The 24,293-nt window shown below is 68.4% G+C and carries 25 protein-coding genes; 8 read left to right on the top strand and 17 right to left on the bottom strand.

What is annotated here, in order from left to right:
• Positions 1 to 102: 102 nt before the first annotated feature.
• From AC07YS_RS00805 to AC07YS_RS00825, 5 genes are all read left to right on the top strand, one after another.
• Positions 103 to 3,603 carry a response regulator gene (locus tag AC07YS_RS00805; protein ID WP_495267221.1) on the top strand — a complete coding sequence of 1,167 codons (3,501 nt, stop codon included), beginning with the start codon at positions 103 to 105 and terminating at the stop codon, positions 3,601 to 3,603.
• A gap of 47 nt (positions 3,604 to 3,650) precedes the next feature.
• Positions 3,651 to 4,481, top strand: coding sequence for a CheR family methyltransferase (locus AC07YS_RS00810; protein WP_062480071.1), 831 nt, complete (start codon positions 3,651 to 3,653; stop codon positions 4,479 to 4,481).
• On the top strand, positions 4,478 to 5,092 hold the full coding sequence (locus AC07YS_RS00815; protein ID WP_495267222.1) for a chemotaxis protein CheB: 615 nt from the start codon (positions 4,478 to 4,480) through the stop codon (positions 5,090 to 5,092). The genes AC07YS_RS00810 and AC07YS_RS00815 overlap by 4 nt, the downstream gene beginning before the upstream one ends.
• Positions 5,082 to 6,299, top strand: a complete 1,218-nt coding sequence (locus tag AC07YS_RS00820; RefSeq protein WP_307693692.1) for a hybrid sensor histidine kinase/response regulator — start codon at positions 5,082 to 5,084, stop codon at positions 6,297 to 6,299. Before AC07YS_RS00815 ends, AC07YS_RS00820 begins: the two co-directional genes overlap by 11 nt.
• An 85-nt stretch (positions 6,300 to 6,384) precedes the next feature.
• A complete protein-coding gene (locus tag AC07YS_RS00825) occupies positions 6,385 to 6,744 on the top strand; it encodes a response regulator (protein WP_070060569.1) in 360 nt (119 codons plus the stop codon).
• Positions 6,745 to 6,762: 18 nt separating this feature from the next.
• Here the strand turns inward: AC07YS_RS00825 and AC07YS_RS00830 are convergent, their stop codons facing one another.
• From AC07YS_RS00830 to AC07YS_RS00840, 3 genes are all read right to left on the bottom strand, one after another.
• Positions 6,763 to 6,993 carry a hypothetical protein gene (locus tag AC07YS_RS00830; protein WP_070060568.1) on the bottom strand — a complete coding sequence of 77 codons (231 nt, stop codon included), beginning with the start codon at positions 6,991 to 6,993 and terminating at the stop codon, positions 6,763 to 6,765.
• Positions 6,994 to 7,178: 185 nt separating this feature from the next.
• Complete coding sequence (locus AC07YS_RS00835; RefSeq protein ID WP_492726589.1) at positions 7,179 to 7,529, bottom strand: hypothetical protein; 351 nt, start codon at positions 7,527 to 7,529, stop codon at positions 7,179 to 7,181.
• A gap of 122 nt (positions 7,530 to 7,651) precedes the next feature.
• Positions 7,652 to 8,599 (bottom strand): adenylate/guanylate cyclase domain-containing protein, encoded by a 948-nt coding sequence (locus AC07YS_RS00840; RefSeq protein ID WP_062480056.1) that lies wholly within the window; start codon positions 8,597 to 8,599, stop codon positions 7,652 to 7,654.
• A gap of 331 nt (positions 8,600 to 8,930) precedes the next feature.
• Between AC07YS_RS00840 and AC07YS_RS00845 the strand changes: the two genes are divergently transcribed.
• Positions 8,931 to 9,266, top strand: coding sequence for a hypothetical protein (locus AC07YS_RS00845; RefSeq protein ID WP_062480058.1), 336 nt, complete (start codon positions 8,931 to 8,933; stop codon positions 9,264 to 9,266).
• A 52-nt stretch (positions 9,267 to 9,318) separates the two neighbouring features.
• Here the strand turns inward: AC07YS_RS00845 and AC07YS_RS00850 are convergent, their stop codons facing one another.
• From AC07YS_RS00850 to AC07YS_RS00885, 8 genes are all read right to left on the bottom strand, one after another.
• Positions 9,319 to 10,296, bottom strand: a complete 978-nt coding sequence (locus tag AC07YS_RS00850; protein WP_495267223.1) for an LD-carboxypeptidase — start codon at positions 10,294 to 10,296, stop codon at positions 9,319 to 9,321.
• Positions 10,293 to 11,408: a tRNA adenosine(34) deaminase TadA gene (gene tadA, locus AC07YS_RS00855; RefSeq protein ID WP_495267224.1), complete on the bottom strand. Its 1,116-nt coding sequence runs from the start codon at positions 11,406 to 11,408 to the stop codon at positions 10,293 to 10,295. The genes AC07YS_RS00850 and tadA overlap by 4 nt, the downstream gene beginning before the upstream one ends.
• On the bottom strand, positions 11,398 to 11,646 hold the full coding sequence (locus AC07YS_RS00860; RefSeq protein ID WP_495275700.1) for a hypothetical protein: 249 nt from the start codon (positions 11,644 to 11,646) through the stop codon (positions 11,398 to 11,400). The genes tadA and AC07YS_RS00860 overlap by 11 nt, the downstream gene beginning before the upstream one ends.
• Position 11,647: 1 nt before the next feature.
• A complete protein-coding gene (locus AC07YS_RS00865) occupies positions 11,648 to 12,283 on the bottom strand; it encodes an FMN-binding negative transcriptional regulator (protein ID WP_095745222.1) in 636 nt (211 codons plus the stop codon).
• 65 nt (positions 12,284 to 12,348) lie between these two features.
• Positions 12,349 to 13,047 carry an ankyrin repeat domain-containing protein gene (locus AC07YS_RS00870; RefSeq protein WP_495267226.1) on the bottom strand — a complete coding sequence of 233 codons (699 nt, stop codon included), beginning with the start codon at positions 13,045 to 13,047 and terminating at the stop codon, positions 12,349 to 12,351.
• Positions 13,047 to 13,547: a GlcG/HbpS family heme-binding protein gene (locus AC07YS_RS00875; RefSeq protein WP_056581174.1), complete on the bottom strand. Its 501-nt coding sequence runs from the start codon at positions 13,545 to 13,547 to the stop codon at positions 13,047 to 13,049. Before AC07YS_RS00875 ends, AC07YS_RS00870 begins: the two co-directional genes overlap by 1 nt.
• 116 nt (positions 13,548 to 13,663) lie before the next feature.
• Positions 13,664 to 14,320, bottom strand: a complete 657-nt coding sequence (locus AC07YS_RS00880) for a response regulator transcription factor (protein WP_495267227.1) — start codon at positions 14,318 to 14,320, stop codon at positions 13,664 to 13,666.
• Positions 14,317 to 15,795 carry a sensor histidine kinase gene (locus tag AC07YS_RS00885; protein WP_495267228.1) on the bottom strand — a complete coding sequence of 493 codons (1,479 nt, stop codon included), beginning with the start codon at positions 15,793 to 15,795 and terminating at the stop codon, positions 14,317 to 14,319. Before AC07YS_RS00885 ends, AC07YS_RS00880 begins: the two co-directional genes overlap by 4 nt.
• Before the next feature lie 61 nt (positions 15,796 to 15,856).
• On the opposite strand from AC07YS_RS00885, the gene AC07YS_RS00890 reads away from it, so the two are divergent.
• A complete protein-coding gene (locus AC07YS_RS00890) occupies positions 15,857 to 16,921 on the top strand; it encodes a DUF72 domain-containing protein (protein ID WP_495267229.1) in 1,065 nt (354 codons plus the stop codon).
• A gap of 10 nt (positions 16,922 to 16,931) precedes the next feature.
• Complete coding sequence (locus tag AC07YS_RS00895) at positions 16,932 to 17,441, top strand: GNAT family N-acetyltransferase (RefSeq protein ID WP_495267230.1); 510 nt, start codon at positions 16,932 to 16,934, stop codon at positions 17,439 to 17,441.
• Here AC07YS_RS00895 and AC07YS_RS00900 read toward each other — a convergent pair.
• The 6 genes from AC07YS_RS00900 to clpS form a co-directional block, all read right to left on the bottom strand.
• A complete protein-coding gene (locus AC07YS_RS00900; protein ID WP_495267231.1) occupies positions 17,438 to 17,989 on the bottom strand; it encodes a GNAT family N-acetyltransferase in 552 nt (183 codons plus the stop codon). The genes AC07YS_RS00895 and AC07YS_RS00900 overlap by 4 nt on opposite strands.
• A complete protein-coding gene (locus tag AC07YS_RS00905) occupies positions 17,976 to 18,410 on the bottom strand; it encodes a DUF3574 domain-containing protein (protein ID WP_495267232.1) in 435 nt (144 codons plus the stop codon). Before AC07YS_RS00905 ends, AC07YS_RS00900 begins: the two co-directional genes overlap by 14 nt.
• 19 nt (positions 18,411 to 18,429) lie before the next feature.
• The gene (sbcB, locus tag AC07YS_RS00910; protein ID WP_095745215.1) at positions 18,430 to 19,869 is read right to left on the bottom strand and encodes an exodeoxyribonuclease I; all 1,440 of its coding nucleotides are present in this window, start codon (positions 19,867 to 19,869) and stop codon (positions 18,430 to 18,432) included.
• Complete coding sequence (gene cls / locus AC07YS_RS00915; protein WP_139706230.1) at positions 19,870 to 21,318, bottom strand: cardiolipin synthase; 1,449 nt, start codon at positions 21,316 to 21,318, stop codon at positions 19,870 to 19,872.
• Between the two features lie 100 nt (positions 21,319 to 21,418).
• Complete coding sequence (clpA, locus tag AC07YS_RS00920; protein ID WP_062471453.1) at positions 21,419 to 23,740, bottom strand: ATP-dependent Clp protease ATP-binding subunit ClpA; 2,322 nt, start codon at positions 23,738 to 23,740, stop codon at positions 21,419 to 21,421.
• 67 nt (positions 23,741 to 23,807) lie between these two features.
• On the bottom strand, positions 23,808 to 24,167 hold the full coding sequence (gene clpS / locus AC07YS_RS00925; protein ID WP_062471456.1) for an ATP-dependent Clp protease adapter ClpS: 360 nt from the start codon (positions 24,165 to 24,167) through the stop codon (positions 23,808 to 23,810).
• Positions 24,168 to 24,293: the final 126 nt, after the last annotated feature.

The raw sequence follows: 24,293 nt of genomic DNA on the forward strand, positions 1-24,293 counted from the left end.
GAATGCGGCAATACGTCACACAAATCGGTATCGAGGCCTTCTCCGACAGGTCAAATGAGCTTTTTCGGCAAGACTTGACAAGTTTTGCTTACAAATGCATTCATGAAAACTCCCTCCGCGATCGACCCCGTCGAATTCGACCGCCTGCTCAGCCGCAACCTCAAGCTGCCGCTGCTGGGCGGACTGATCGGCGCCGTGGCGTTCGTCGCGCTGATCCTGTATCTGCTGACGAGCCTGAGCTGGGTCGAGCACACCGACCAGGTCACGCGCGCCGCCAGCGAACTGCAACGCCGCTCCATCGACATGGAAACGGGCATGCGCGGCTTCCTGATCACCGGCGAGGAGAGTTTTCTCGAGCCCTACCAGTCCGCCCTGCCGCGCCTGAAGGCCGACACCGACGCGCTGCGCCGCCAGGTGTCGGACAACCGCCAGCAGGTGGAGCGCGTCGACCGCATCGTCGGCCTGCAGGAGTCGTGGCTGACCTTCGCACGGGAAATGATCGAGGCGCGGCGCAACGGCGTCGATCCGCAGGCCACCGTCCGGCTGGGCCGCGGTAAGCGCCTGACCGACGACCTGCGCGCCGAGTTCACGGCCTTCATGGACACCGAGCAGACGCTGCGCTTCCAGCGCAACACCGAAGCCAACCGCACGAGCTGGTGGGTGGTCGGGCTGTTCCTTCTGTTCACGCTGGTGTACTCGGGCCTGGTGGCGTTCTTCGGTCGCCGGCAGCTGATGCGCCTGTCCGACAGCTACGACGTGGTGCTGGGTGAACAGGCGGCGCACGCCGAGCGGCTGTCGCAGGAGGCCTGGCTGCGCAATGCGCAGACCGAGCTGGTGGGCGAGCTGGTCGGCGAACTCAGCGCGCCGGACATGGGCCGCAAGATCCTCGCGTTCTTCTCGCGCCACCTCGGCAGCTCGGTCGGTGCGCTCTATGTGCGTGAACGCCACGGGCCGCTGCGCCGCGCCGCGAGCTACGGTTTCTCCAGCGAGGCCGAAGCCTCGCCGCAGGTGTTCTCCCCCACCGAAAGCCTGATCGGCCAGGCGGCGGCCGAGCAGCGCCGCATGCTGATCGATCCGGTGCAGGCCGACTACCTGAAGGTGAATTCCGGCCTGGGCGAGATGGCGCCCCAGGCCGTGCTGCTGCTGCCGGTGGCGGCCGATGGCGCCGTCAACGGTGTGCTCGAACTCGGCCTGCCGGGCACGCCCGACGCGCGCAGCGAGCAGCTGTTCGACCTCGTGGCCGACGACATCGGCACCTCGCTGGCGGCGGCGCGCTACCGCGAGCAATTGCAGGACGTGCTGGCCGAAACGCAGCAGCTCAACGAGGAACTGCAGGTGCAGCAGGAAGAACTGCGCACCGCCAACGAAGAGCTCGAAGAACAATCGCGCGCCCTGCGCGCCTCGCAGGCCATGCTGGAGAACCAGCAGGCCGAGCTGGAACAGACCAACAGCCAGCTCTCCGAGCGCACCGAGGCGCTCGACCAGCGCAACACCGCCCTGCGCCGCGTGCAGCGCGACCTGGAAGACCGCGCCGACGAGCTGCAGCGCGCCAGCCGCTACAAGTCGGAGTTCCTGGCGAACATGTCGCACGAACTGCGCACGCCGCTGAACAGCGCGCTCATCCTGGCCAAGCTGCTGGGCGACAACCCGCAGGGCAACCTGTCGCTGGAGCAGGTGAAGTTCGCGGAATCGATCTACGCCTCGGGCAACGACCTGCTGGTGCTGATCAACGACATCCTGGACATCGCCAAGGTCGAGGCCGGCAAGCTGGAGCTGGTGCCCGAGGAGGTGCCGCTCGACAAGCTGGCCCAGAGCCTGGAAAGCACCTTCCGCCCGCTCGCGACCGACAAGAACCTGGAGTTCCGCCTGGAGCTGCGGCCCGACGCGCCGGCCCTGCTGGTCACCGACCGGCAGCGCGTGGAGCAGATCCTGAAGAACCTGCTGTCGAACGCGATCAAGTTCACCGAGCGCGGTGAAGTGGCGCTCACGGTGTCGGCCACGGCCGACGGCGGCGCGGCCTTTGCGGTGCACGACTCGGGCATCGGCATCGATCCGCAGCAGCACGAGCTGATCTTCGAGGCCTTCCGCCAGGCCGACGGCACCACCAGCCGGCGCTACGGCGGCACGGGGCTGGGCCTGTCGATCTCGCGCGACCTCACGCAGCTGCTGGGCGGCTCGCTGACGGTGAAGAGCGAAGCCGGTCAGGGCAGCACCTTCACGCTGCAGCTGCCGCCGCGCGCGCCGCAGACGATGCCGGCGCCGGCCGTGCCGGTGGGCACGCTGCGGTCGGTGTCGAGCGCCTCGCCCTCGCATGCACCTGCCGTGCTGTCGCCGCCGCCGCTCGCACCCGCTGCTCCGGCGCCCGTGGTGCCGGCCCCGCGCTTCGCGGACGACCGCTCGATCCCGCGCGACCAGGTGCGCCGCGTGCTGGTCATCGAGGACGAGCCGCAGTTCGCCCACATCCTGTACGACCTGGCGCACGAGCTGGGCTACCGCTGCCTGGTGGCGCACGGCGCGGCCGACGGCTTCGAGCTGGCCACGCAGTTCGTGCCCGACGCGATCCTGCTGGACATGCGCCTGCCCGACAGCACCGGCCTGGATGTGCTGCAAAAGCTCAAGGACTCGCCGCACACGCGCCACATCCCGATCCACGTGGTCTCGGCCGCCGACAACGCGCAGGCCGCCGCGCTGCACATGGGCGCCATCGGCTTCGCGCTGAAGCCGGCCACGCGCGAGGAGCTGACCAAGGTGTTCGGCCGGCTGGAAGAAAAGCTCACGCAGAAGGTCAAGGTCGTGCTGCTGGTGGAAGACGACGCCTTGCAGCGCGAGAGCGTGATCCGGCTGATCGGTGACGACGACATCGAGATCGTCGCGGTCGGCTCTGGCGAGGAGGCGCTGGCGCTGCTGCGCACGCGCGTGTTCGACTGCATGATCACCGACCTGCGGCTGCCCGACATGCAGGGCAGCGAGCTGCTCAAGGCCATGGCGGCGGAAGAGATCGTGTCGTTCCCGCCGGTCATCGTCTACACCGGGCGCAACCTCACGCGCGACGAAGAAACCGAGCTGCAACGCTACTCACGCTCGATCATCATCAAGGGCGCGCGCTCGCCCGAGCGGCTGCTCGACGAGGTGACGCTGTTCCTGCACAAGGTGGAGGCCTCGCTGTCCAGCGAGCGCCAGGGCATGCTGAAGACGGCGCGCGGGCGCGACCGCATCTTCGAGGGCCGCACCATCCTCCTGGTGGACGACGACGTGCGCAACATCTTCGCGCTCACCAGCGCGCTGGAGCAGCGCGGCGCCACGGTCGAGATCGGCCGCAACGGCCGCGAGGCGCTGGAGCGCCTGGACCAGGTCAGCGAGATCGACCTCGTGCTGATGGACGTGATGATGCCGGAGATGGACGGACTGGAAGCCACGCGCCACCTGCGCGCCGACCCGCGCTTCGCGAAGATGCCGGTGATCGCCATCACCGCCAAGGCCATGAAGGACGACCGCGACCAGTGCCTGGCCGCCGGTGCCAGCGACTACCTGGCCAAACCGGTCGACCTGGAGCGCCTGTTCTCGCTGCTGCGCGTGTGGATGCCGAAGATGGAGCGCCTGTGACCCGCAAGCCCCTTCCCGCCGCGCTGCAGGACCCGGCCACCGCCCCCATGCAGCCCCAGCCGCTGAGCGACACCGAGATCGAGCTGCGCCTGCTGATGGAGGCCATCTACCTCAAGTACAGCTACGACTTCCGCAACTACACCACGGCCTCGCAGAAGCGCCGCGTGCTGTATGCGCTGGAGCAGCTCGAGCTGCCCAGCATCTCGGCGTTGCAGGACCGCGTGCTGCGCGACGCGGCGCTGTTCGGCCAGCTGCTGCAGTTCCTGACCATTCCCGTGAGCGAGATGTTCCGCGACCCGGCCTACTTCCTGGCGCTGCGCCGGCATGTGGTGCCGATCCTGCACACCTACCCGTCGGTCAAGGTGTGGGTGGCGGGCTGCAGCACGGGCGAAGAGGTGTTTTCGCTGGCCATCCTGCTGCGCGAGGAAGGCCTGCTCGAGCGCACGCAGATCTACGCCACCGACATCAACCCGGCCTCGCTCGAGAAGGCGCGCCAGGGCATCTTTCCGCTCGAGGCGATCCGCGGCTACACGGCCAACTACCAGCGCGCGGGCGGCCTGAGCGCGTTCTCCGACTACTACACGGCCGCCTACGAGGCCGCGCGCTTCGACCCGTCGCTCTGCGCCGACGTGATCTTTGCCGACCACAGCCTGGCCACCGACAGCGTGTTCGCCGAGACGCAGCTGGTGTCGTGCCGGAACGTGCTGATCTACTTCAACCGCCAGCTGCAGGACCGCGCGCTCGGGCTGTTCCACGAGTCGCTGTCGCACCGCGGTTTTCTCGGCCTGGGCTCCAAGGAAAGCATCGACTTCTCGGGCTACGCCGACCGCTTCGACGCCCACGCGCGCGCCGAGCGCATCTACCGCAAGGTCGCATGAAGCGCGGCAGCACGCAGCACCGTCCGTTTCCGGTTCGCCGTGTCGAGGCCGTGGTGCTCGGCGCCTCGGCGGGCGGCATCGACGCGCTCAGTGCGGTGCTCGACGGCCTGCCGGCCAACTGGCGCATTCCGATGGCGGTGGTGCTGCACCTGCCCGAATCGCACGAGAGCCACCTGGCCGAGATCTTCGCGCAGCGCCTGCCGATTCCCGTGCACGAGGCGCTCGACAAGATGCCGCTGGTGGATGGCTGCCTGTACTTCGCGCCGCCGGGCTACCACCTGTCGATCGAGCGCGGGCGCCGCTTTTCATTGAGCTGCGAGCCGCCCGTGCTGTTCTCGCGCCCGTCCATCGACGTGCTCATGGCCTCGGCCGCCGACGCCTACGGGCCCTCGGTGGCCGGCTTTCTCATGACCGGCGCCAACGAGGACGGCGCCGAAGGCCTGCTGCGCATCCACCGCGCCGGCGGACTCACCGCCGTGCAAGACCCGAAAGAAGCCCTGGTTCCCACCATGCCCCTCGCCGCCATTGCGCGCCACGCCCCCGACCACGTGCTTCGGCTGCGCGACCTGCGCATCCTGCTGCAGCTACTGGAGCCCGCCCATGCCCATTGAGGTCGAAAGCAAGCTGCTGATCGTCGACGACCTGCCCGAGAACCTGCTGGCGCTCGAGGCGCTGATCCGCGCGCCCGGGCGGCTGGTGTACCGCGCCGGTTCGGCCGAGGCCGCGCTGGCGCTGCTGCTGGAACACGAATTCGCGCTCGCCATCGTCGACGTGCAGATGCCCGGCATGAACGGCTTCGAGCTGGCCGAGCTGATGCGCGGCACCGAGCGCACGCGGCACATCCCGATCATCTTCGTGAGCGCCGCCGGGCGCGAGATGAACTACGCCTTCCAGGGCTACGAAAGCGGCGCGGTCGACTTCCTGCACAAGCCGCTCGATCCGCACGCGGTGGTCAGCAAGGTGAGCGTGTTCGTCGACCTGCACCAGCATCGCAAGGCGCTGCGCCACGAAATGGAATCGCTGGCCGCCGCGCACCGCAAGCAGGAAGAGCTGGTGCAGCAGCTGCAGCACACGCAGCGCGAGCTGGAGCGCGCGGTGCGCATGCGCGACGACTTCATGTCGATGGTGTCGCACGAACTGCGCACGCCGCTGAACACGCTCTACCTGGAGGCGCAGCTGCGGCAGCTGCACCTGTCCAAGGGCAAGCTCGACAGCTTCTCGCCCGAGAAGCTGCCCACCATGATCGAGCGCGACCAGCGGCAGATCCGCAACATGGTGCGGCTCATCGACGACATGCTCGACGTGACGCGGCTGCGGCGCGACGCGTTGTCGATCCAGACCAAGCCGGTCGACCTGGCCGAGCTGGCCCGCGCCGTGGTCGACAACCTGCGCCACCAGGCCGAGGCCGCGGGCTGCACCATCAGCCTGGACGCGCCCCCGGCGCTGCGCGGCGTGTGGGACGAGTTCCGCATCGAACAGGTGCTGACCAACCTCTTGACCAACGCGCTGCGCTACGGCGGCGGCAAGCCGGTCGAGATGACGGTGCGCCAGGACGGCGATCAGGCGGTCGTGAGCGTGCGCGATCAAGGCATTGGCATCTCGCCCGAGGACCACCAGCGCATCTTCGAGCAGTTCGAGCGCACCGACGTCAGCCGCAAGCACGCGGCCGGCCTGGGCCTGGGCCTGTACATCACGCACAAGATCGTGAGCCTGCATGCGGGCCGCATCGGCGTGGAGAGCACACCGGGCCACGGCGCGCGCTTTTTCGTCGAGCTGCCGCTGCAGCCACCGCCCGCCTCGGCCGACAGCGGGAAGTAACAAACAAGGCCTCTGTTACGGATTCCGGTAGGCACAGCGTCGATACTGCGGGATCGCAATCAATGGATGCCGAGAGAAAACAACTGTGAATGTGCTGATCGTCGACGACAACGAGGCCGCGGCCGACCTGCTGCGGGAGCTGCTGACGCTGCAGGACCACACCGCCCGCTGCACCTACACGGCGCAACAGGCGCTGGACGCTGCGGCCGGCGAGCGCTTCGATGCGGCGTTGATCGACCTCACCCTGCCCGACTTTCCGGGCACCGAGGTGGCGCGCCGGCTGCGTGCCACAGCCGCCGAAGGCACGCCGCGGCTGCTGGTGGCGATTTCAGGGTTTTCGGAACGGGACGCGGCGAATGCGGCGCCGGGCGAGGTGCTGTTCGACCACCACCTGCAAAAGCCCATCGACATCGGGGCGCTCGAGCGCATCCTCGCGCCGGGCTGACTCCGCTCCCCTCGCCCTTCAGCGCATCGCGCGGTAGCGGTAGAGGCGAAAACCTTCCTTCTGGATGAAGCCGCTGGGCTCCCAGCCGCGTGCGAGCGCACGGTCGGTGATCTGCGCCATCTGCAGGCCGATGCTGTCCTGGAGGTTGTCCCCCACGGCCAGCTCGAACTTACGGAGTTCGCCGTCCAGGGCCTCCACCGCCGCAATGGCGGCCTCGACATCGGTGAAAGGCCGAACGCTGGTCTGCATTTTTTGTCGCTCCTTCGGCACTCTGCGCGCCTGTTGAACGATGCAAGGCAAGTGTCATGCCCCGGGCCTCAACCCTCATGCAGGCATCAAATGAATTCTTTGATCTTACAAATGTGACTGAATGTGACGTTTTCGTCAGAGTTCACGCCAAGAATTGGCATGCCTGCAAGCTTGCGGACGGCGGGTCAATCGCGGTCGTCATCCTCGTCGTCATCGTTCGGCGCACGGTAGGGATAGCCGGGACCGTAGTACAGGCGCCCGCGCGGCGGGACGTAGATCGGGGCCGGCCGGTAGTACACGGGCGGCGGCGGACGGTAGTAGGCCCGCGGCGGTGGCGGTTCGTAGTAGATCGGGGCCGGGTACGCATAGACGGGCGGCGGCACGTAGTACGGCGGTGCATAGACCGCACCGGGCGTGCCGATCTGCACCGACCAGCTCGTGCGCGCGCTGGCGGCACCCGTGGCGAGCAGCGCGCCGGCGGCGATCGCGGCGACGGCGGCCCATCTGAAAACAGAAGAATCACTTGGGGAATGCATGGTGGCTCCAGGCCTGGCGCGAACGGCGCCGGCGTGGTCCTGCAACGCCACATGTCCCTGCGTGGTGCACCTCGAAGCGCACCAGCTGGTTGCCAAACGTGAACGGGATTCCCAGTCGGCCTTCAGTTCACGATGGCCCGGCGCGACAGCATCACGTCGTCGCCGGTCGTGTTGAAGGCGATGGTCGGCGCGCTGAAGTCGCTCAGCGGCGCGCCCAGGCCGATTTCGCCGCGGCCGTGGAGCACGCACTCGTCGCGCCGCAGCGCGATCTCGTGGCTCGGCCCGCCGTTGCCATGGAAGCGCACCCAGGTGCCGTAGGTGCTGACGTCGATCAGCACGCAACTGCCCTGCCGCTCCTCGATGCGCGCATGCAGCCGCGACACGCGCGGGTCGTTGACCACGAACTGCGCGTCGCCCACGCGACCCAGGTGGATGGGCAGCTGGTCGATGCGGAACATGGAGCGCACATCGAGCCATGCGAGTTCGATGCGGCCGAAGGTGGAATCGGGCAGGCGCGCCGGCAGCAGCGCGGCCGGCACGGTGAGGAAGCTCGTCAGGTCTTCCTGCCAGTCGATGCGGTGGACGATCGACATCTCGGTGCGCCCGCGGATGCTGATGGGCCCGAGGTCGCGGTGCTGCACGGCGCCTTCGTGCAGTTGCTGGATCACCGCCTCGGTAACCCAGATCTGGCCGGGGCCGGCCAGGTCGCTCAGGCGCGAGGCCAGGTTGACGGCGTCGCCGAAGCAGTCGCCCTCGACCTCGACCACATCACCGCTGGCCACGCCGATCTGCAGCGCCATGCGCAGCGGCACGGGCCAGCCGGCCAGGCGCTTCTGGTGGTAGCGCTGCAACTCGATGACCGCGTGCGTGGCGGCGGCGCCGCTGGTGAAGATGGCGAACACGCCATCGCCCAGCGATTTCACGACCCGGCCGCCGTGGGCCTCGCACACACGCCCGATCCATTGGGTCAGCCGCGTCACGGTCTCGGTGGCACGTGCATTCCCCATGGCCTCGAAGACCCTGGTACTTCCGGTCAAGTCCGCGAAAACGACTGTGGAATTGACACCCATACTGTTTTTTCTTGGCGGCAAGCGCTGGTTAGGTTGCTCTGGACCTTTCGCCGCTCCTGCGAGAAGTTTCCCCGACATGCGCCTTCACATGCAAGGAACGATCCGCAGAAGCTTCTTGTTGACGCTGCATCGACGGGGCCAGCTTGGCGCATCGTGCAGATGAATGCCAAAGTTTTTTAATACTTTTGCGCTCAAAATTCAAATGACAACAAAAGAGACCGCTAAAGCTTGTTGTTTGCAAACAAGAAACGGTGTTTCACATCTTGTGTCCCGGCGAACTGAGGCTTAAGGTAGCGACCGTCTCAGCTCCCGGCAATACGCTTTTCGTGACATGCTGCTCTTTCGCCGCCTTTTTCAGCTCCTGAACGTACCCGGCCTGGGCTCGCGGCAGGTTGCGGAAAGTCAGCTCGGGCGCATCCGCACGGCGATGCTGTCGGTGCTCCAGGGCCGCGGCGGCCAATCGATCCAGCGCGTCAGCCAACGCGTGCGCTTTGCGGTCGATGTCGAGACCCTCTGGTACCTGCGTCAGGACGTGATGGTCGCGCTGAGCGCCATCGACGGCGAATCGGCCGCGCGGCGCCAGATGAAAGAAATCAACAGCATGTTCAAGGGCGGCCTGCCCGGCTCGATGGGCCCGCGCGTCCATCAGCGTTTCACCAACCAGTGATGGCCTGATCGGCCGGCATCGCAGCGGCACCGGTGGCCGCCTGCGTGCTGGCTCAATGGTCGTGGCCGTGATGGTCGTGACCGTGGTGATCATGGTCATGGTGGCCGTGCCGATGGCCCCACACCAGGAACACGTCGCGCCCCTCGGCGGCCAGCGCCACCTTCGCACCCACCGGCAGCAGCACCTTGGTCTGCACGTGCCCGAACGGCAGGCCGGCAATGACCTGCACCTTCTTCAGGCTCGCGCGCAGCCGGTCGATCACCGTGTTCATGCCGAAGCCGCGGTCGTAGCCGGCGATGTTGCGCACGCCGGTGAACTGGCCGAACACGACGGCCTTCTGGCGCGCCAGCACGCCCGCGAGCTTCAGCTGGTCGAGCATGCGTTCGACGCGGTACGGGTGCTCGTTGGTGTCCTCGATGAAGAGCACGCCTTTGTCGACCACCGGGAAGTACGGCGTGCCCAGCAGGCTGGTCAGCACGCAGAGGTTGCCGCCCCAGAGCACGGCGTCTTCGATCGGCTTGACCTTGAGTTCGGCGTCGCGCGCCGGCATGCGCCAGCCGGTGCCCTCGCCCTGCCCGCTCAACAGGTCGTCGAAGCAGGCTTCCATGATGTCGTCGGCACCGCCTTCGGCGCCGAAGTCTTCGCCGACCGCGGGACCCGACCAGGTGACGGCGCCGTTCTTGGCCAGCAGTGCGTTCTGCAGGGCCGTGAAGTCGCTGCAGCCGACGAACTCGGTGCCCTTGTCGATGGCCTTGGCCAGCGCCTTGTACGGCAGCGCGTCGAGGATGCGCGTGAGGCCGTAGCCGCCGCGCGCGATCAGCGCCACGTCGGCGCCGCTGGCGGCCGCACGCGAGATGGCGGCGAGCCGGGTGGCGTCGTCGCCCGCGAAACGCTGGTGCGCCGAGAGCGCGGCTTCATCGACTTCGACTTCATGGCCCAGGGCCTTCAGCCGCGCCACGCCGCGCCGGAAGGCGGCCTTGTCGCGGATGGCACTGGAGGGGGAATAGATGTAGATATGTTTGGACGTCACGTCGTCGAGTATCCCATTGCGTCCCGGATCTGCCGGGCCAGGGTGGCGGCCTGCGCGTTGTCCGGCCCGCCCGATGCGGCACGCGGACCGAGCGCGCGCAGCGCGGCTTCGTAGCCCCGGTCGGGGAACGGCGCGCGCCAGGCGTCCTTGGCGCGCACGCCGCTGTCGGGTGCGGTTAGCGTCGCGCTGAAGCGGCCCGGCGCCGCCGTTTGCAGCAGCGTTGCCAGTTCATCGCCCCCCTCGCTGTGCACCAGCGCGAGTGGTTCGGGATGCACCTGGTCGAGCCAGGCCAGCAGCACGTCGCGATGCCAGTCAAGCCGGTGCGTGGCTTCGCGCTTGGGCTTGTCGCTCTTGCCAAAGCCGATCAGGTCGGGCACCAGCGTGCGCAGGCCGGGCGTGCCGACGAGGTGGCGGAAGAAGTAGCCCCACTCGCCCGGGCCATGCAGGCACAGGCAATCGGCCACGCGGCCGTCGCTGCCGGCCGGGCCGGTCTCGTCGACCCAGTGCAGGCGCCAGCCCTGCAGGATTTGCAGGTCCTGGACGTGATGCGGAGCGAAGCCGAAATCGCTGAGCGCGGCAAAGCGTTGGGCGGGCGTGCGCAAGGCATCGTCGCGCAGCGGCTCGGCTTGCGCGCGTGCGACGCTGCGGCGTTGCTGGAAGAAGCGCTGCAGCAATGCGCTGCAGTCGTCGGCCAGCACGCCGCCCCGCACGCGCGTGTGATGGTTCAGCTTCGGCTCGGCGAAGAGATCGAGCACCGAGCCCGCGGCGCCGGTCTTGGGGTCGGCGGCGCCGAACACCACGCGCGCCAGCCGCGAATGCAGCATCGCGCCCGCGCACATCGCGCAGGGCTCGAGCGTGACGAACAGCTCGCAGCCGTCGAGCCGGTAGTTGCCGAGCGCGGCGGCACCGGCGCGCAGTGCGTTGATCTCGGCGTGCGCGCTCGGGTCGTGCTGCGCCACGGGCGTGTTGCGGCCGGTCGCGATGACCTGGCCGTCCTTCACCAGCACCGCGCCCACGGGCACCTCGCCTGCGTCGGCCGCACGCTGCGCTTCCTGCAGCGCGAGCGCCATCCAGTGCGCGTCCGATGTCGATGCGGCCGGCTCAGTTGTCATCGGGCATCTTGCGGGCCTGGGCCGCGGCGTCGAGGGCGTCCTTGACCTGTTGCTGGACCTGTTGCTGGACCTGCTGCTGGACCTGCTGCGCCTGCGTGCGTGCATCGACGGCCGCCGGGGCCGACGCGCCGGGCACGGTCGGTTGTTTGGCGATGGCGGTGCGGGAGAGTTGCTGCTTCGCCAGCAGCCCGACCACCACCAGCGCGAGCACGAGGCCGATCAAACCGAACATCCGCATCTCAGCGCGCCTCCGGTGCGACGGCCATGCCGAGCCGGTCCATCCACACGGCCAGCGCCTGCTCGTCGGCCGAGCCCGCGCGATAGACCTCGCGCATCGCCGCATGCGATTCGGGCCGGTGCTGGTTGAGCTTGATCTTGCATTGCAGCGCCGTCACGTGCAGCTCGAAGCCCATGATGCCGGCCAGCATCTTGCGCTGGAACTCCTCGCCGAGGTCCTTCCACTGCTGGGCGTAGGCCGGCTCGTGGTCGCCGATGAGCTTCTTGAGCAGCGCGTCCTTGGCCTCGGGCGTCTCGACGAGCCGAGCTTCGACGGTGCAATGGACCGCGAGGTAGTTCCACGTCGGCACCCGCGCCAAGTCGGGATAGACCGAGGGCGACAGATAGGCGTGCGGCCCCTGGAACACCACCACCGCGCGCGGCCGCGCCTGCAGGTAGCGCCAGTGCGGGTTGGGCTTGGCGCAGTGCCCCAGCAGCACCAGCGCATCGCCCTCGCGCTGCTCGGCCACGATGGGCAGGTGCGTGACGAAGGGCAGGCCCTCGTCGTCGTTCGAGATCAGGTTGGCAAAGGGGTGGTCGCGCATGAGGCCCAGCGCGACGGCCGGGTCCTTGGCGTTGAACTGCGGAGGCATGTACATGGGGCGGGTTCCTCGTGGGGAGGTCCGATTGTCCCCGAGTCGCCCCCGGCTTGCGGTGCGGCAGGCTACTTGGCGCGTGCCGCTTCGAGCTGCTTCACCATCGCGGTGTAGCCGCGCGCCTTTGCGAGCTGCAGCGGCGTGAGGCCCTGGCGGTCGGCCAGTTGCAGGTTGGCACCGCCGGCGATCAGCGCGGCCAGCGTGCGCTGGTGGCGTGCGCCACCGTCGCCGAGCACGATCGATTCGATCACCGCCGTCCAGTGCAGGTTGTTCACGTGGTCCAGCGGCGCACCGGCCGCGACCAGCCGGCGCACGACCTCGTCGTGCCCCAGGTGCGCGGCGGCGATCAATGCGGTGCCGTCGTAGCGGCTGGTGACCTGCCCGGGCTTGGCGCCCAGTTGCAGCAGCAGCGTGAGCGTGGTCACGTCGTCGGCCACGGCCGCGATGGTCACGGCGTCGTAGCGGTCGTCTTCGAGCAGGTCGATGTTCGCGCCCGCCTTGGCGAGCAGCGTCACGGCGTCGCGCTGTCGCGCGTAGGTGGCGACCTGCAGCGGCGTGCGGCCGCGCGCGTCGCGCGCATCGAGGCTGGCGCCGGAGGCGATCAGGCTCTTGAGCTTGGGCAGGTCGCCGTGCCAGGCGGCGCGGTGCAGGCCTTCGTAGGCCAGCACTTCGGCGGCCAGCGGCGGCACCTGGGCCGCCGCGCCGGGCGCGGCGCTCCAGCCGATCGCGGCGGCGAGCACCGCCGACCAGAGACCGCGCGCCGTCATCAGAGCTGGCCCTTGACCTTCTCGAGCGCGGCGTTGGCGCACTGCTCGTCGAGGTGGCCACCGGGCGCACCGCCCACGCCCACGGCGCCGATCACTTCGTTGCCCGACTTGATCGGCACGCCGCCGCCCAGCAGCAGGAAGCCCGGCAGGTACACGAGGTTGGCGGCGCCGGGGTTCTTCTGGGCGCCTTCCATCATGGCTTGCGTGGGGCTCTTGGCCGAAGCCGAGGTCCAGGCCTTGCGTTCGCTCGACGACAGCGTGTGCGGGCCGGCGTTGTCGGCGCGCTGCACGGCACGCACGGTGCCGGCGCGGTCGACCACGGTGGCGGCCACGTTGTAGCCGTTGGCGGCGCAGGCGGCCACGGTTTCTGCGGCGATCTGGTTGGCCAGTGCGAGCGAGATGTTCTTCTCGGTGCGAACAGCGGGGGCCGGCGTCTGGGCCTGGGCGACGGAAGCAGCGAGCAGAACGGCGAGACCGCCAACGCGGATGATCGATTGCATGTGTTGTTTCTCCAGTGATGAGAGGGTTCGTGCCGGCCTGTGCCGACCACGGTGTCACTGTAAAAAATACGGTCCGCTGCAACCATTCGTACGGCTACGCCCGGCCCTCCGTAGAACTACGGAGCGCCCTCTTCTCCCGCGTCCGACGCCAGCACGGCGTAGCGCCGGATCAGCTGCGCCAGCGAGTCGCAGTCGAGCTTGGCGAACAGGTTGGCGCGGTGGGTTTCGACGGTGCGCGGCGACAGCGCCAGCACGCGCGCGATCTCCTTGTTGGTGAGCCCCTGCACGATGAAGGCCAGCACCTCGCGCTCGCGCTCCGACAGCTGCGCCACCCGCTCGCGCGCGGCGTTGTCGGCCTGCGAGCGCTCGCGCGTGCGCACATGCTGGCGCACGGCCTGCTGCAGGGCTTCGAGCAGCTGCTCGTCGTCCACCGGCTTCTCCAGGAACTCGGCCGCGCCGGCCTTGAAGGCGCGGCGGCACATCTCGACCGTGCCGTGGCCGGTCAGCATGATCACGGGCTGGTCGACGCCCTGCGTCACCAGCCGGTCGAGCACCGTGAGGCCGCTGATGCCGGGCATGCGCACGTCCAGCACGATGGCGCCGACGCTCGCGCGGTCGAAGCCGTCGATGAAGGCCTGCGGATCGGCCCAGCCCTGCACGCGCAGGCCGACCGTGCCGATCAGCAGCGAGAGGCTGTCGCGCACGGCCTGGTCGTCGTCGATCAGGTGGATCAGGGGCGATTGCGGCTGGTCGGCAGTGGTTGGCGTGGTCATGTCGAAGGTGCCACCAGCGGCAGCAGCAAGGTGAAGCGCGCACCGCGCGGCGAGGCATTGGCGGCGCTCAGGCTGCCGCCCATGCCGCTGGCCAGCGTTTCGCTCAGGCTCAGGCCGAGGCCCAGGCCGCCTTCGCGCGTGCTGAAGAAAGGTTCGAACAGGCGCGGCAGCGCCTCGGGCGCGATGCCGCGGCCGTTGTCGGTGACGGTCAGCACGCCCTCCTCGCCGTTGCGGCCGACCGAGACCACGAGGCGCCGCTCGGCCGCGGGCACGAGGTCCAGCGCCTGCATCGCGTTCATGAGCAGGTTGTGCACGATCTGCTCCAGCGCCACGGCCTCGGCCTGCACGCGCACGGGCGCCTGCGCGCCGGCGTCGAACTGGGCCGCCACGCCGTGGCGCGCGAACTCGGGCGCCAGCAGGTGCATGGCGCTGCGCACCACCTCCTGCAGCACCAGCGGCTTCACGTCGCCGCCGGCCTCGGGCCGTTCGATCACGCGGCGCAGTCGGCCGACCACGCCCGAGGCACGGCGGGCCTGTTCGACGGCCTGCCCCATCGCGTCGCGCGCGGTGGCGAGGTCGGGCGGGTCGTCGTCGAGCAGGCGGCGCGCGGCCTGGGCGTTGGCCAGCACGGCCGTGAGCGGCTGGTTGAGTTCGTGCGCCAGCCCGGCCGACAGCTCGCCCAGCGCATTGAGGCGCGCCACCTGGCCCAGGCGCAGCAGCTCCTCGGCGCGGCGCCGCGCGATGCGCTGGCGCTGCGCGGCCCACAGGCCCGCCAGCAGCAGCGCCATCGCCACCGCCCAGCCGCCGATGGTGCGCCACGGCAGCTCGGCCCAGCCGACCTGGCGCTCGGCCACCAACTCGAAAGGCTGGCTCGGCGACGCCAGTTCCTTGCTCAGGCTGTAGCGCCAGCCATGTTCGGCCGACTGGCCGTGTTGCAGCACCAGCTGCTGGCCGTCGCGCTGCAGGACCAGTCGCACGGGACTGCGCTGCGGGTTCATCGGCCAGTCGCGCCAGGGCACCGAGCCGACGAGGTCGATCTCGAGCGCATAGCTCAGCGGCTCCGAGCCGATCACGAGCTGGTAGCGGCCATGCGCGAGGTCGAGCACGGCCAGGTCGGCGCGGCGTTCGGCGCGCGAGCGGGCCTCGGCGGCGGCCAGCGCATCGGCGTGTTCGGCATCGGGCCAGGGCTCGTCGGCCGCACGCCGTTGCACGCGCAGGATCGACGAGTACACCGACGGCAGGCGACGCTCGGGGTAGTCGGCGCCGGCGTTGGGCTCCAGCAGCGCGAGCGTGGCCAGTACGGCGTCGTACTGCACCACCTGCTGGCTCATGAGGCGGTGCGCAATGCGCGCGTCGGTCTCGAAATCCTGCTGGAGCCGGGTCAGCTCGGCGCGCGCGAACCACACGGCGCCGGCGGCCGTGAGCACCACCCAAGCCAGCCACCAACCGCCCCGCGTACGCAACCACTGTGTCATGGCGCGGATTGTGCCCGGCGCCGACGGGCCTCCCCGCTTGGCCGAAAATGCCGACCCAGACATGGCTGACGTGCAGGACTCCCTCTTTTCCGACCTCCCCGAACTTCCGCGCCCGGCTGAAGCGGCCGACGCGCCGGCGCTTTCGCCGAAGAAGCTGCGCGGCGCCACCGTGAAGCCCGTGGCACCCGACGCGGCGCTGGTCGCCCTCGCCGCCGAGTTGCCACCGCAGCTGCGCCTGGGCACCTCGTCGTGGAGCTACCCGGGCTGGGCCGGCCTGGTCTGGGACGGCGACTACGCCGAGACCGTGCTCTCGAAGAACGGCCTGTCGGCGCTCGCCCAGCACCCGCTGCTGCGCACCGTGAGCCTGGACCGCAACTTCTACCGCGCCCTCACCGCCAGCCAGTACGCGCGCTACGCGGCCATGGTGCCGGACGACTTCCGCTTCGTCGTGAAGGCCCCGAGCCTCGTGACGGACGCCACCGTGCGCGATGAAAGCGGCCGCGGCACGCAGGCCAACCCGGTGTTCCTGAGCCACGAGATCGCGCTGCAGGAGTTCGTGCAGCCGGCGCTCGACGGGCTGGGCCACCGCATCGGCGCGCTGGTGTTCCAGCTGAGCCCGATCCCCGCGCACCTGCTGGCCGACCAGCCCGCGCTGATCGCACGCATCGGCGCCATGCTGGCGGCGATGCCCGACCTGAAGCCGATCGCACCCGACGCCGTGCTCGCGGTCGAGGTGCGCGACCCGCAGCTGCTGTGCCCCGCCTTCGCCGACATGCTGCGCAGCGTGGGCGCGACCTTCTGCATGGGCCTGCACGCGAAGATGCCGCCCATCGAGGACCAACTGCCGATGCTGCGCGCCCTGTGGCCCGGGCCGCTGGTGTGCCGCTGGAACCTGCACCGCCGCCACGGCCGCTTCGGCTACGAAGATGCCGAAAAACTCTACGGCGCCTTCGACAAGGTGCTCGACCCCGACCCCGAAACCCGCGCCGCGCTGGCCAAGGTGATCGCCGGCACCACGGGCGCCGGGCAGAACGCCTTCGTCACCGTGAGCAACAACGCCGAAGGCTGCGCGCCGCTGACCATCGCCTCGCTGGCGCAGGACATCGTCGACCGGATCTCCTGCTAGGACGCACGCCATGCATTCGATTTCGTTCCGCCCGCTGCACGCCACGGATTTCGCGATGCTCCACGACTGGCTGTGCCGCCCGCACGTGGCCGAATGGTGGACGCCCGTGCCGACGCTCGCCGAGGTCGAGGCCGACTTCACGCCGATGCTGGCGGCCGAGTCGCCCGACCGCGGCTACATCGCGCTGCGCGACGGGCAGCCCTTGGGATTCATCCAGTCGTACGTCGTGATGGGCTCGGGCGACGGCTGGTGGGAAGACGAGCGCGATCCGGGTGCGCGCGGCATCGACCAGTTCCTGGCTCAGGCGGACCAATTGAATCGCGGACTCGGCAGCGCGATGGTGCGTGCCTTCACGGACCAGCTGTTCGCCGACCCGGCGGTGACGCGCATCCAGACAGATCCGTCGCCGCGCAACGCCCGCGCGATCCGCAGCTACGCCAAGGCCGGCTTCCGCGCGCTCGGCGAAGTGGTCACGCCCGACGGGCCCGCGCTGCTGATGGTGCGCGAGCGCGGCGACTAAGTCGAAGACGGTGTCGCGTCGAGGTCGCACCACATGTGGACCTTCGACGAGAACGCGCCATCGAGCACGGTGGCCATCGGCTCGACGCCGAAGACCTGGAAGCCGCAGCGTTCGTACAGCGCCTGCGCCGGGCGATTGCCTTCTGTCACCGTCAGTTGCACCACGCGCACGCCGTCGAGCGTGCATGCATGCGCGAGCAAGGCCCGCACGAGTTGTCGCCCGGCACCCGCGCGCCGTGCCGATTCCGCCACCACCATGCCGAACAAGGTCGCCTTGTGGCGCGTGCGCTGCCGCGATTCGCGGCCTAGCCCCGCCGCGCCGATCAGCGCGCCGGCGGCATCGAAGGCGCCGTACACCACCTCGACCGCATCGGCGTCCGTGCGCAGGCGCGTCTCCCACCACGTCGGCGGCATGCGGGCGCGCTCTTCGACCGTGGAGGTGAAGGCTTCGGGGTGCCGCGCGTAGGCGTCGAGCATCAGCGCGCGGTAGGCCGGCGCATCGGCGGGAACCAGACGGCGAACGGTAGGAGCGGCTTCAGAAACGGGCACAGATGGACTGCCTTTCCTGCAACACCGCCTCTTGCGCGAAGCGCTGGCGGTAGGTGTCGATCAACGCAGCGATGGCCGTGTCGGCCTTCGTGTCGCGCGGGTGCAGCAGCACGACCAGCTTCGAGGGCTCGCGCACCACCTGCCCCGACGCACCACGCCACTGGCCGGCGGCGTCGAGCACGGTGAAGCCTTGCGGAAAGGCCGGTGTGACGCGGGTGTCGAGAAAGTCGGCCCAGTCGGCGTCGGACACCTGACCGCCCGTGGGGATGGCGCGGCCGAAATAGAGGGTGTAGCGCTCGAAGGCCTCGAAGCCCGCGGCGCAGTGGCCGGACGGCCCTGCGGCGCAGCCTGCAAGCCCCGCAGCGGCCAGCGCGGCCGCCACGCCTGCGCGAAACAGTCTGTGGCGTGCGACGCTGTTCATGCCGGCCCTCGGTCTTGGTTCAGGCCTCGGGCGCGATCGACTCGGCGTACTCGTACAGCGCGCCGAGGATTTCCTCGCCGCGCTCGTCGGCGTTCTCGGACAACGCATCGACTTCGCTGAACAGCGCCTCGATGGTGCGCGCCCCGCCCTCGCCTTTGAACAGGCGCGCCACGCGCAGGGCTTCCCAGCGCTCGGCTTCTTCCTCGTTCAGCGACTCGGGCCAGTTGCGTGCGCGGTAGCGGAAGAGGATTTCCTCGAGCCGCCCGTCGTCGAAGGCCACGCGCTCCTTGGCGAGCCCCTCGGGCGACAGGCCGCGCAGCTGGTTCAGGCGACGGCGATCGCCGTTGCCGACAAAGCCGCCGTAGAGGTCTTCATCGACATCGGGCGTCGCCTCCTTCGGGCGGGAAAAAACCTGCGACCAGATGGCGCTCATGTCGGGCAGGTCGCGCGCGATGGCGGCGTGGCGCATGGCGGTGTCCATGTCGACGCCCCAGCGCTCGGCCATGGCCGGTGCCAGCGTGCGCAGGTTGCCGACCACCATCGGCGACTTGTTCAGGTGCACGCTCTTCATCGGCAGCCGCGTCATGCCTTCGGGCAGATCGGCGGTGCGCGTGAACAGGCGCAGGCGCAGCGTCTCGGCGTCGAGGTCGCGCAGCTCGCTCGGGTCTTGCGACAGGTCCCAGGCCAGCAGCTCGTTCTTGTTGGTCGGGTGGCTGGCCAGCGGCCACATCACGGCCAGGCAGCCGCGCTCGACCGGGAACATGCCCGACACGTGCAGGAAGGGCTTGGCGGTCTCGCGCATCGCGGGCAGGCCGAGCTCCATCGCCACGCGGTCCTTCTTGTGCAAGCCGAAGGCGAAGTCGAAGAGCTTGGGCTGCTTGTCGCGGATGAGCCGCGCCAGCGCGATGGTGGCGCGCACGTCGGACAGCGCATCGTGCGCCGACTCGTGCAGCAGGCCGTTGGCGCGCGCCAGGTCTTCGAGCTTGAAGCTGGGCTTGCCGTCTTCCTTCTTCGGCCACTCGATGCCGTCGGGGCGCAGCGCATACGTGAGGCGCACCACGTCGAGCAGGTCCCAGCGGCCGCAGTCGTTCTGCCATTCGCGCGCATACGGGTCGATGAGGTTGCGCCAGAACAGGAAGCGCGTGACCTCGTCGTCGAAGCGGATGGTGTTGTAGCCCACGCCGATGGTGCCGGGCTGCGAGAAGGCCTGCTCGATGTGCGCCGCGAACTCGTGCTCGGGAATGCCGCGCTCCAGGCAGACCTGCGGCGTGATGCCGGTGATGAGGCAAGCCTCGGGGCTGGGCAGGTAGTCCGGCGCGGGCTTGCAATAGATCATCAGCGGCTCGCCGACTTCGTTGAGCTCGGCGTCGGTGCGGATGGCCGCGAACTGCGAGGGACGGTCGCGGCGCGGCACGGCGCCGAAGGTTTCGTAGTCGTGCCAGAGAAAGGTGTGGTTCATTCAGAGCAAGGGAGAAAACAGTCGCGCAATGGCATCGCCGAGGCGGCGCCAGAAAGTCTGCGGGCGGTGGGCGCGCACCGCGCCGGAGCTGTGCAGGTCGGTTTCGAACTGCGCCGCCAGCGGCTGGGTCAGCGCGGGTCCGTAGACCACGGCGCAGACCTCGAAGTTGAGCCGGAAGCTGCGGTTGTCGAAATTGGCGGTGCCGATCATCGCGCAATGGTCGTCGACCACCAGCGTCTTGGAGTGCAGCATGCGTTCCTTGTACTCCCAGATCTTGACGCCTGCGGCGATCAGCTCGTCGAAGTACGAACGCGCGGCGGCGCTCACGATGGCCGAGTCGCTGCGGCGCGGCACGAGCAGCCGCACGTCGACACCGCGCAGCGCCGCGCTGGTCAGCGCCATCAGCGCGGGCTCGCCCGGCACGAAATACGGCGTGGTGAGCCAGGCCCGGCGCGTGGCCGAATGGATGGCCTCGACGTGCATGCGGTGGATGGCCTCGAAGGCGTTGTCGGGGCCGCTGGTGACGATCTGCACCGGGATGTCGCCCGCCTCTACCTGGGGCAGCAGCGCGTCCAGCACGGCGTCGGAGCGGTGCTGCTTTTCGCCGGTGGCGTAGCTCCAGTCCTCGAGGAAGGTGGTCTGCAGCCAGCGCACCGCGCTGCCTTCGATGCGCACATGCACGTCGTGGTACGCGTCCTTGGGGTTGGTGCGCTTGTCTTCCTCGTCGGTGATGTTCACGCCGCCCGTGAAGCCCACGCGGCCGTCGCACACCACGATCTTGCGGTGGGTGCGGTAGTTGGTCACGGGGCGCAGGCGCCGGCCGATCTTGGTGTCGTGGAACAGCGCCACCTCCACACCCGCCGCGTGCATCGGCGCCATGAACTTGCGGCCTATGCGCTTGGAGCCGAGCGCGTCGAGCAGCAGGCGCACCCGCACGCCGGCCTGCGCGCGCTCGACCAGCAGGTCGCGCAGCGCGGTGCCGATGCGGTCAGGTTCGAAGATGTAGTACTCGAGGTGAACGTGGTCACGCGCCGCGCGCACGGCCTCGAAGATCGCGTCGAAGGTGCGCGCACCGCCCGACAGCAGCTCGACGCCCGTGGCGCTCGACACCGGCAGGCCGCAGGCGGCGGTGCCCAGCCGGGCCATCTGCTGCAGTGCCGGCGGCGCATGCTGCGAGGCGTCACGCAGCCGCGCCAGGTCGGCCTGCGCATGGGCGTTCGCGCGGTTGCGCAGGCGCTTGAGCCGCTGCTTGCGCAGCCGCTGCGGCCCCAGAAAGTAATAGACGATGAAGCCCGCGAACGGCAGCAACGCCAGCGACAGGATCCAACTCATGGTGGACACCGGCGCGCGCTTTTGCATCACGATCCAGATCGACAGCACGGCGATGTAGCCGCTCCACGCCAGGGAGAGGCCGGTTTTCCATTCGTGGCTGAGTTCGGGGAGGATCAAGGCAAAAGCGGTTGAAGGCGGAGTGTTTTCGGCCGGCCCAAAGAAAAAGGCCAGCAGCGAATGCTACCGGCCTTTGACTTCGTTCCTCAGAGAGGCGGGATCAGCCCGTGGCTGCTTCCTCCGCTTCGGGCTTCGACTTGCCTTCCTTCTTCGGGATCGGCTGGATGTCGAGCAGCACTTCGTCCTTCTCGTCGAGGTCGACTTCGAGGCGACCGCCGTCGGTCAGGCGACCGAACAGCAGCTCGTCGGCCAGCGCACGACGGATCGTGTCCTGGATCAGGCGCTGCATCGGGCGTGCGCCCATCAGCGGATCGAAGCCCTTCTTCGCCAGGTGCTTGCGCAGCTTGTCGGTGAAGGTGACCTCGACCTTCTTCTCGCTGAGCTGGGTTTCCAGTTGCAGCAGGAACTTGTCGACCACGCGCAGGATGACCTGTTCGTCGAGCGCCTTGAAGTTGACGATGGCGTCCAGACGGTTGCGGAATTCAGGCGTGAACAGGCGCTTGATGTCGCCCATTTCGTCGCCGGCCTGCCGCGCGTTCGTGAAGCCGATGGTCGCCTTGTTCATGGTCTCGGCACCCGCGTTCGTCGTCATGATGATGATGACGTTGCGGAAGTCGGCCTTGCGCCCGTTGTTGTCGGTCAGCGTGCCGTGGTCCATGACCTGCAGCAGCACGTTGAAGATGTCCGGGTGCGCCTTCTCGATTTCGTCGAGCAGCAGCACCGCGTGCGGCTTCTTCGTGACAGCCTCGGTCAGCAGACCGCCCTGGTCGAAACCGACGTAGCCCGGAGGCGCGCCGATCAGGCGGCTCACCGCGTGACGCTCCATGTACTCCGACATGTCGAAGCGGATCAGCTCGATGCCCATGATGTAGGCCAGCTGCTTCGCGGCTTCGGTCTTGCCGACGCCCGTGGGGCCGGAGAACAGGAACGAGCCGATCGGCTTGTCGCCTTTGCCCAGGCCCGAACGCGCCATCTTGACCGCGGAGGCCAGCACTTCGAGTGCCTTGTCCTGGCCGAACACCACGCTCTTGAGGTCGCGCTCGATCGTCTGCAGCTTGCTGCGGTCGTCGTTGCTGACGTTGGCCGGGGGAATGCGCGCGATCTTCGCGACGATTTCCTCGACTTCGGTCTTGCTGATGGTCTTCTTGCGCTTGCTCGGCGGCAGGATGCGCTGGGCGGCGCCGGCTTCGTCGATGACGTCGATCGCCTTGTCGGGCAGGTGACGGTCATTGATGTACTTGGCGCTGAGCTCGGCTGCAGCCTGCAGGGCCGCCACGGCGTACTTCACGCCATGGTGTTCCTCGAAGCGCGACTTCAGGCCCTTCAGGATGTCGACGGTTTCCTGCACCGACGGCTCGACCACGTCGACCTTCTGGAAACGACGCGACAGGGCCGCGTCCTTCTCGAAGATGCCGCGGTATTCCGTGAAGGTGGTGGCGCCGATGCACTTGAGCTGGCCGCTGGAGAGCGCCGGCTTGAGCAGGTTCGACGCATCGAGCGTGCCGCCCGAGGCTGCGCCCGCACCGATCAGGGTGTGGATTTCGTCGATGAACAGGATGGCGTTCGGCTTGTCCTTGAGCGACTTGAGCACGCCCTTCAGGCGCTGTTCGAAGTCACCGCGGTACTTGGTGCCGGCCAGCAGCGCGCCCATGTCGAGCGAGTAGACCTGCGCCTCGGCGAGGATCTCGGGCACGTCGCCCTGGGTGATGCGCCATGCCAGGCCTTCCGCGATCGCGGTCTTGCCCACGCCGGCCTCGCCCACGAGCAGCGGGTTGTTCTTGCGCCGGCGGCACAGGATCTGGATGACGCGCTCGACCTCGTATTCGCGGCCGATCAGCGGATCGATCTTGCCGTCCTTGGCGAGCTGGTTGAGGTTTTGCGTGAACTGCTCGAGCGGCGAGGCCTTCTCGTTGCGTTCGCCGCCACCCTCTTCGCCCTCGCCTTGCGGAGCTTCGCCGCTGCCCTTGACGGCTTCCGGCGGATCGCTCTTCTTGATGCCGTGGGCAATGAAATTGACCACGTCCAAGCGGGTGACGCCCTGCTGGTGCAGGTAGTACACGGCGTGCGAATCCTTCTCGCCGAAGATCGCGACCAGCACGTTGGCGCCGGTGACTTCCTTCTTGCCGTTGCCGGTGGACTGCACATGCATGATGGCGCGCTGTATCACGCGCTGGAAACCCAGGGTGGGCTGGGTGTCGACATCATCGGTACCCGCCACTTGCGGCGTGTTGTCCTTGATGAAGTTGGTGAGCGACGCCCGCAGGTCGTCGACGTTCGCCGAGCAGGCGCGCAGAACCTCTGCGGCGCTCGGGTTGTCCAGCAAAGCGAGCAGCAGATGCTCCACGGTGATGAACTCGTGGCGCTGCTGCCGGGCCTCGACGAAGGCCATGTGCAAGCTGACTTCCAGTTCCTGGGCAATCATGTGATTTCCTTTTGCCTTGCTGTAAATAAGTTCTCAGATGGGTTGGAGCGCGTGCAATTCAACTGGTTCACGCGACCGGTTCGCTGACACATTGCAGCGGGTGCCCTGCCTGCTGCGCGGCCTCCATCACCTGATTGACCTTGGTGGCCGCCATGTCGCGGGAATAAACCCCACAGACACCCCGGCCATCGAGGTGGATCTTGAGCATGATCTGGGTCGCCGTTTCTCGGTCCTTGCTGAAGTATTCCTGCAGGATGACGATCACGAACTCCATCGGCGTGTAGTCGTCGTTCAGCATGACGACCTGGTACATCTGGGGCGGCGCCGTTTTTTGCGGGCGGCGCTCCAGAACGACCGAATCTCCGTCGTCGCCCGCCGGTTTCTGCGCCGGTGGGGTGCTGGGAGTTTTGGGAATTCTCGTTGCCATGAAAAAGATTCTATAGAGCGTGCAAGCACCGTGCCGACGCCAACAGACTTGGTGACGCCTATTCGACAAATCAAGAGGCATGCGGCGTGTACGACAGCACGAAGACAGACGTAAAAAAACCGGCAG

The sequence above is a fragment of the Variovorax sp. GW458-11-26-14-LB1 genome (assembly GCF_059423965.1).

Bases quoted from the DNA above. Each gene is read 5' to 3' on its own strand.
- AC07YS_RS00805 (WP_495267221.1), top strand. From the start codon at position 103: ATGAAAACTCCCTCCGCGATCGACCCCGTCGAATTCGACCGCCTGCTC.
- AC07YS_RS00810 (WP_062480071.1), top strand. From the start codon at position 3,651: ATGCAGCCCCAGCCGCTGAGCGACACCGAGATCGAGCTGCGCCTGCTG.
- AC07YS_RS00815 (WP_495267222.1), top strand. From the start codon at position 4,478: ATGAAGCGCGGCAGCACGCAGCACCGTCCGTTTCCGGTTCGCCGTGTC.
- AC07YS_RS00820 (WP_307693692.1), top strand. From the start codon at position 5,082: ATGCCCATTGAGGTCGAAAGCAAGCTGCTGATCGTCGACGACCTGCCC.
- AC07YS_RS00830 (WP_070060568.1), bottom strand. From the start codon at position 6,993: ATGCAGACCAGCGTTCGGCCTTTCACCGATGTCGAGGCCGCCATTGCG.
- AC07YS_RS00835 (WP_492726589.1), bottom strand. From the start codon at position 7,529: ATGCATTCCCCAAGTGATTCTTCTGTTTTCAGATGGGCCGCCGTCGCC.
- AC07YS_RS00840 (WP_062480056.1), bottom strand. From the start codon at position 8,599: ATGGGTGTCAATTCCACAGTCGTTTTCGCGGACTTGACCGGAAGTACC.
- AC07YS_RS00845 (WP_062480058.1), top strand. From the start codon at position 8,931: ATGCTGCTCTTTCGCCGCCTTTTTCAGCTCCTGAACGTACCCGGCCTG.
- tadA (WP_495267224.1), bottom strand. From the start codon at position 11,408: ATGACAACTGAGCCGGCCGCATCGACATCGGACGCGCACTGGATGGCG.
- AC07YS_RS00860 (WP_495275700.1), bottom strand. From the start codon at position 11,646: ATGCGGATGTTCGGTTTGATCGGCCTCGTGCTCGCGCTGGTGGTGGTC.
- AC07YS_RS00865 (WP_095745222.1), bottom strand. From the start codon at position 12,283: ATGTACATGCCTCCGCAGTTCAACGCCAAGGACCCGGCCGTCGCGCTG.
- AC07YS_RS00870 (WP_495267226.1), bottom strand. From the start codon at position 13,047: ATGACGGCGCGCGGTCTCTGGTCGGCGGTGCTCGCCGCCGCGATCGGC.
- AC07YS_RS00875 (WP_056581174.1), bottom strand. From the start codon at position 13,547: ATGCAATCGATCATCCGCGTTGGCGGTCTCGCCGTTCTGCTCGCTGCT.
- AC07YS_RS00880 (WP_495267227.1), bottom strand. From the start codon at position 14,320: ATGACCACGCCAACCACTGCCGACCAGCCGCAATCGCCCCTGATCCAC.
- AC07YS_RS00885 (WP_495267228.1), bottom strand. From the start codon at position 15,795: ATGACACAGTGGTTGCGTACGCGGGGCGGTTGGTGGCTGGCTTGGGTG.
- AC07YS_RS00890 (WP_495267229.1), top strand. From the start codon at position 15,857: ATGGCTGACGTGCAGGACTCCCTCTTTTCCGACCTCCCCGAACTTCCG.
- AC07YS_RS00895 (WP_495267230.1), top strand. From the start codon at position 16,932: ATGCATTCGATTTCGTTCCGCCCGCTGCACGCCACGGATTTCGCGATG.
- AC07YS_RS00905 (WP_495267232.1), bottom strand. From the start codon at position 18,410: ATGAACAGCGTCGCACGCCACAGACTGTTTCGCGCAGGCGTGGCGGCC.
- sbcB (WP_095745215.1), bottom strand. From the start codon at position 19,869: ATGAACCACACCTTTCTCTGGCACGACTACGAAACCTTCGGCGCCGTG.
- clpA (WP_062471453.1), bottom strand. From the start codon at position 23,740: ATGATTGCCCAGGAACTGGAAGTCAGCTTGCACATGGCCTTCGTCGAG.
- clpS (WP_062471456.1), bottom strand. From the start codon at position 24,167: ATGGCAACGAGAATTCCCAAAACTCCCAGCACCCCACCGGCGCAGAAA.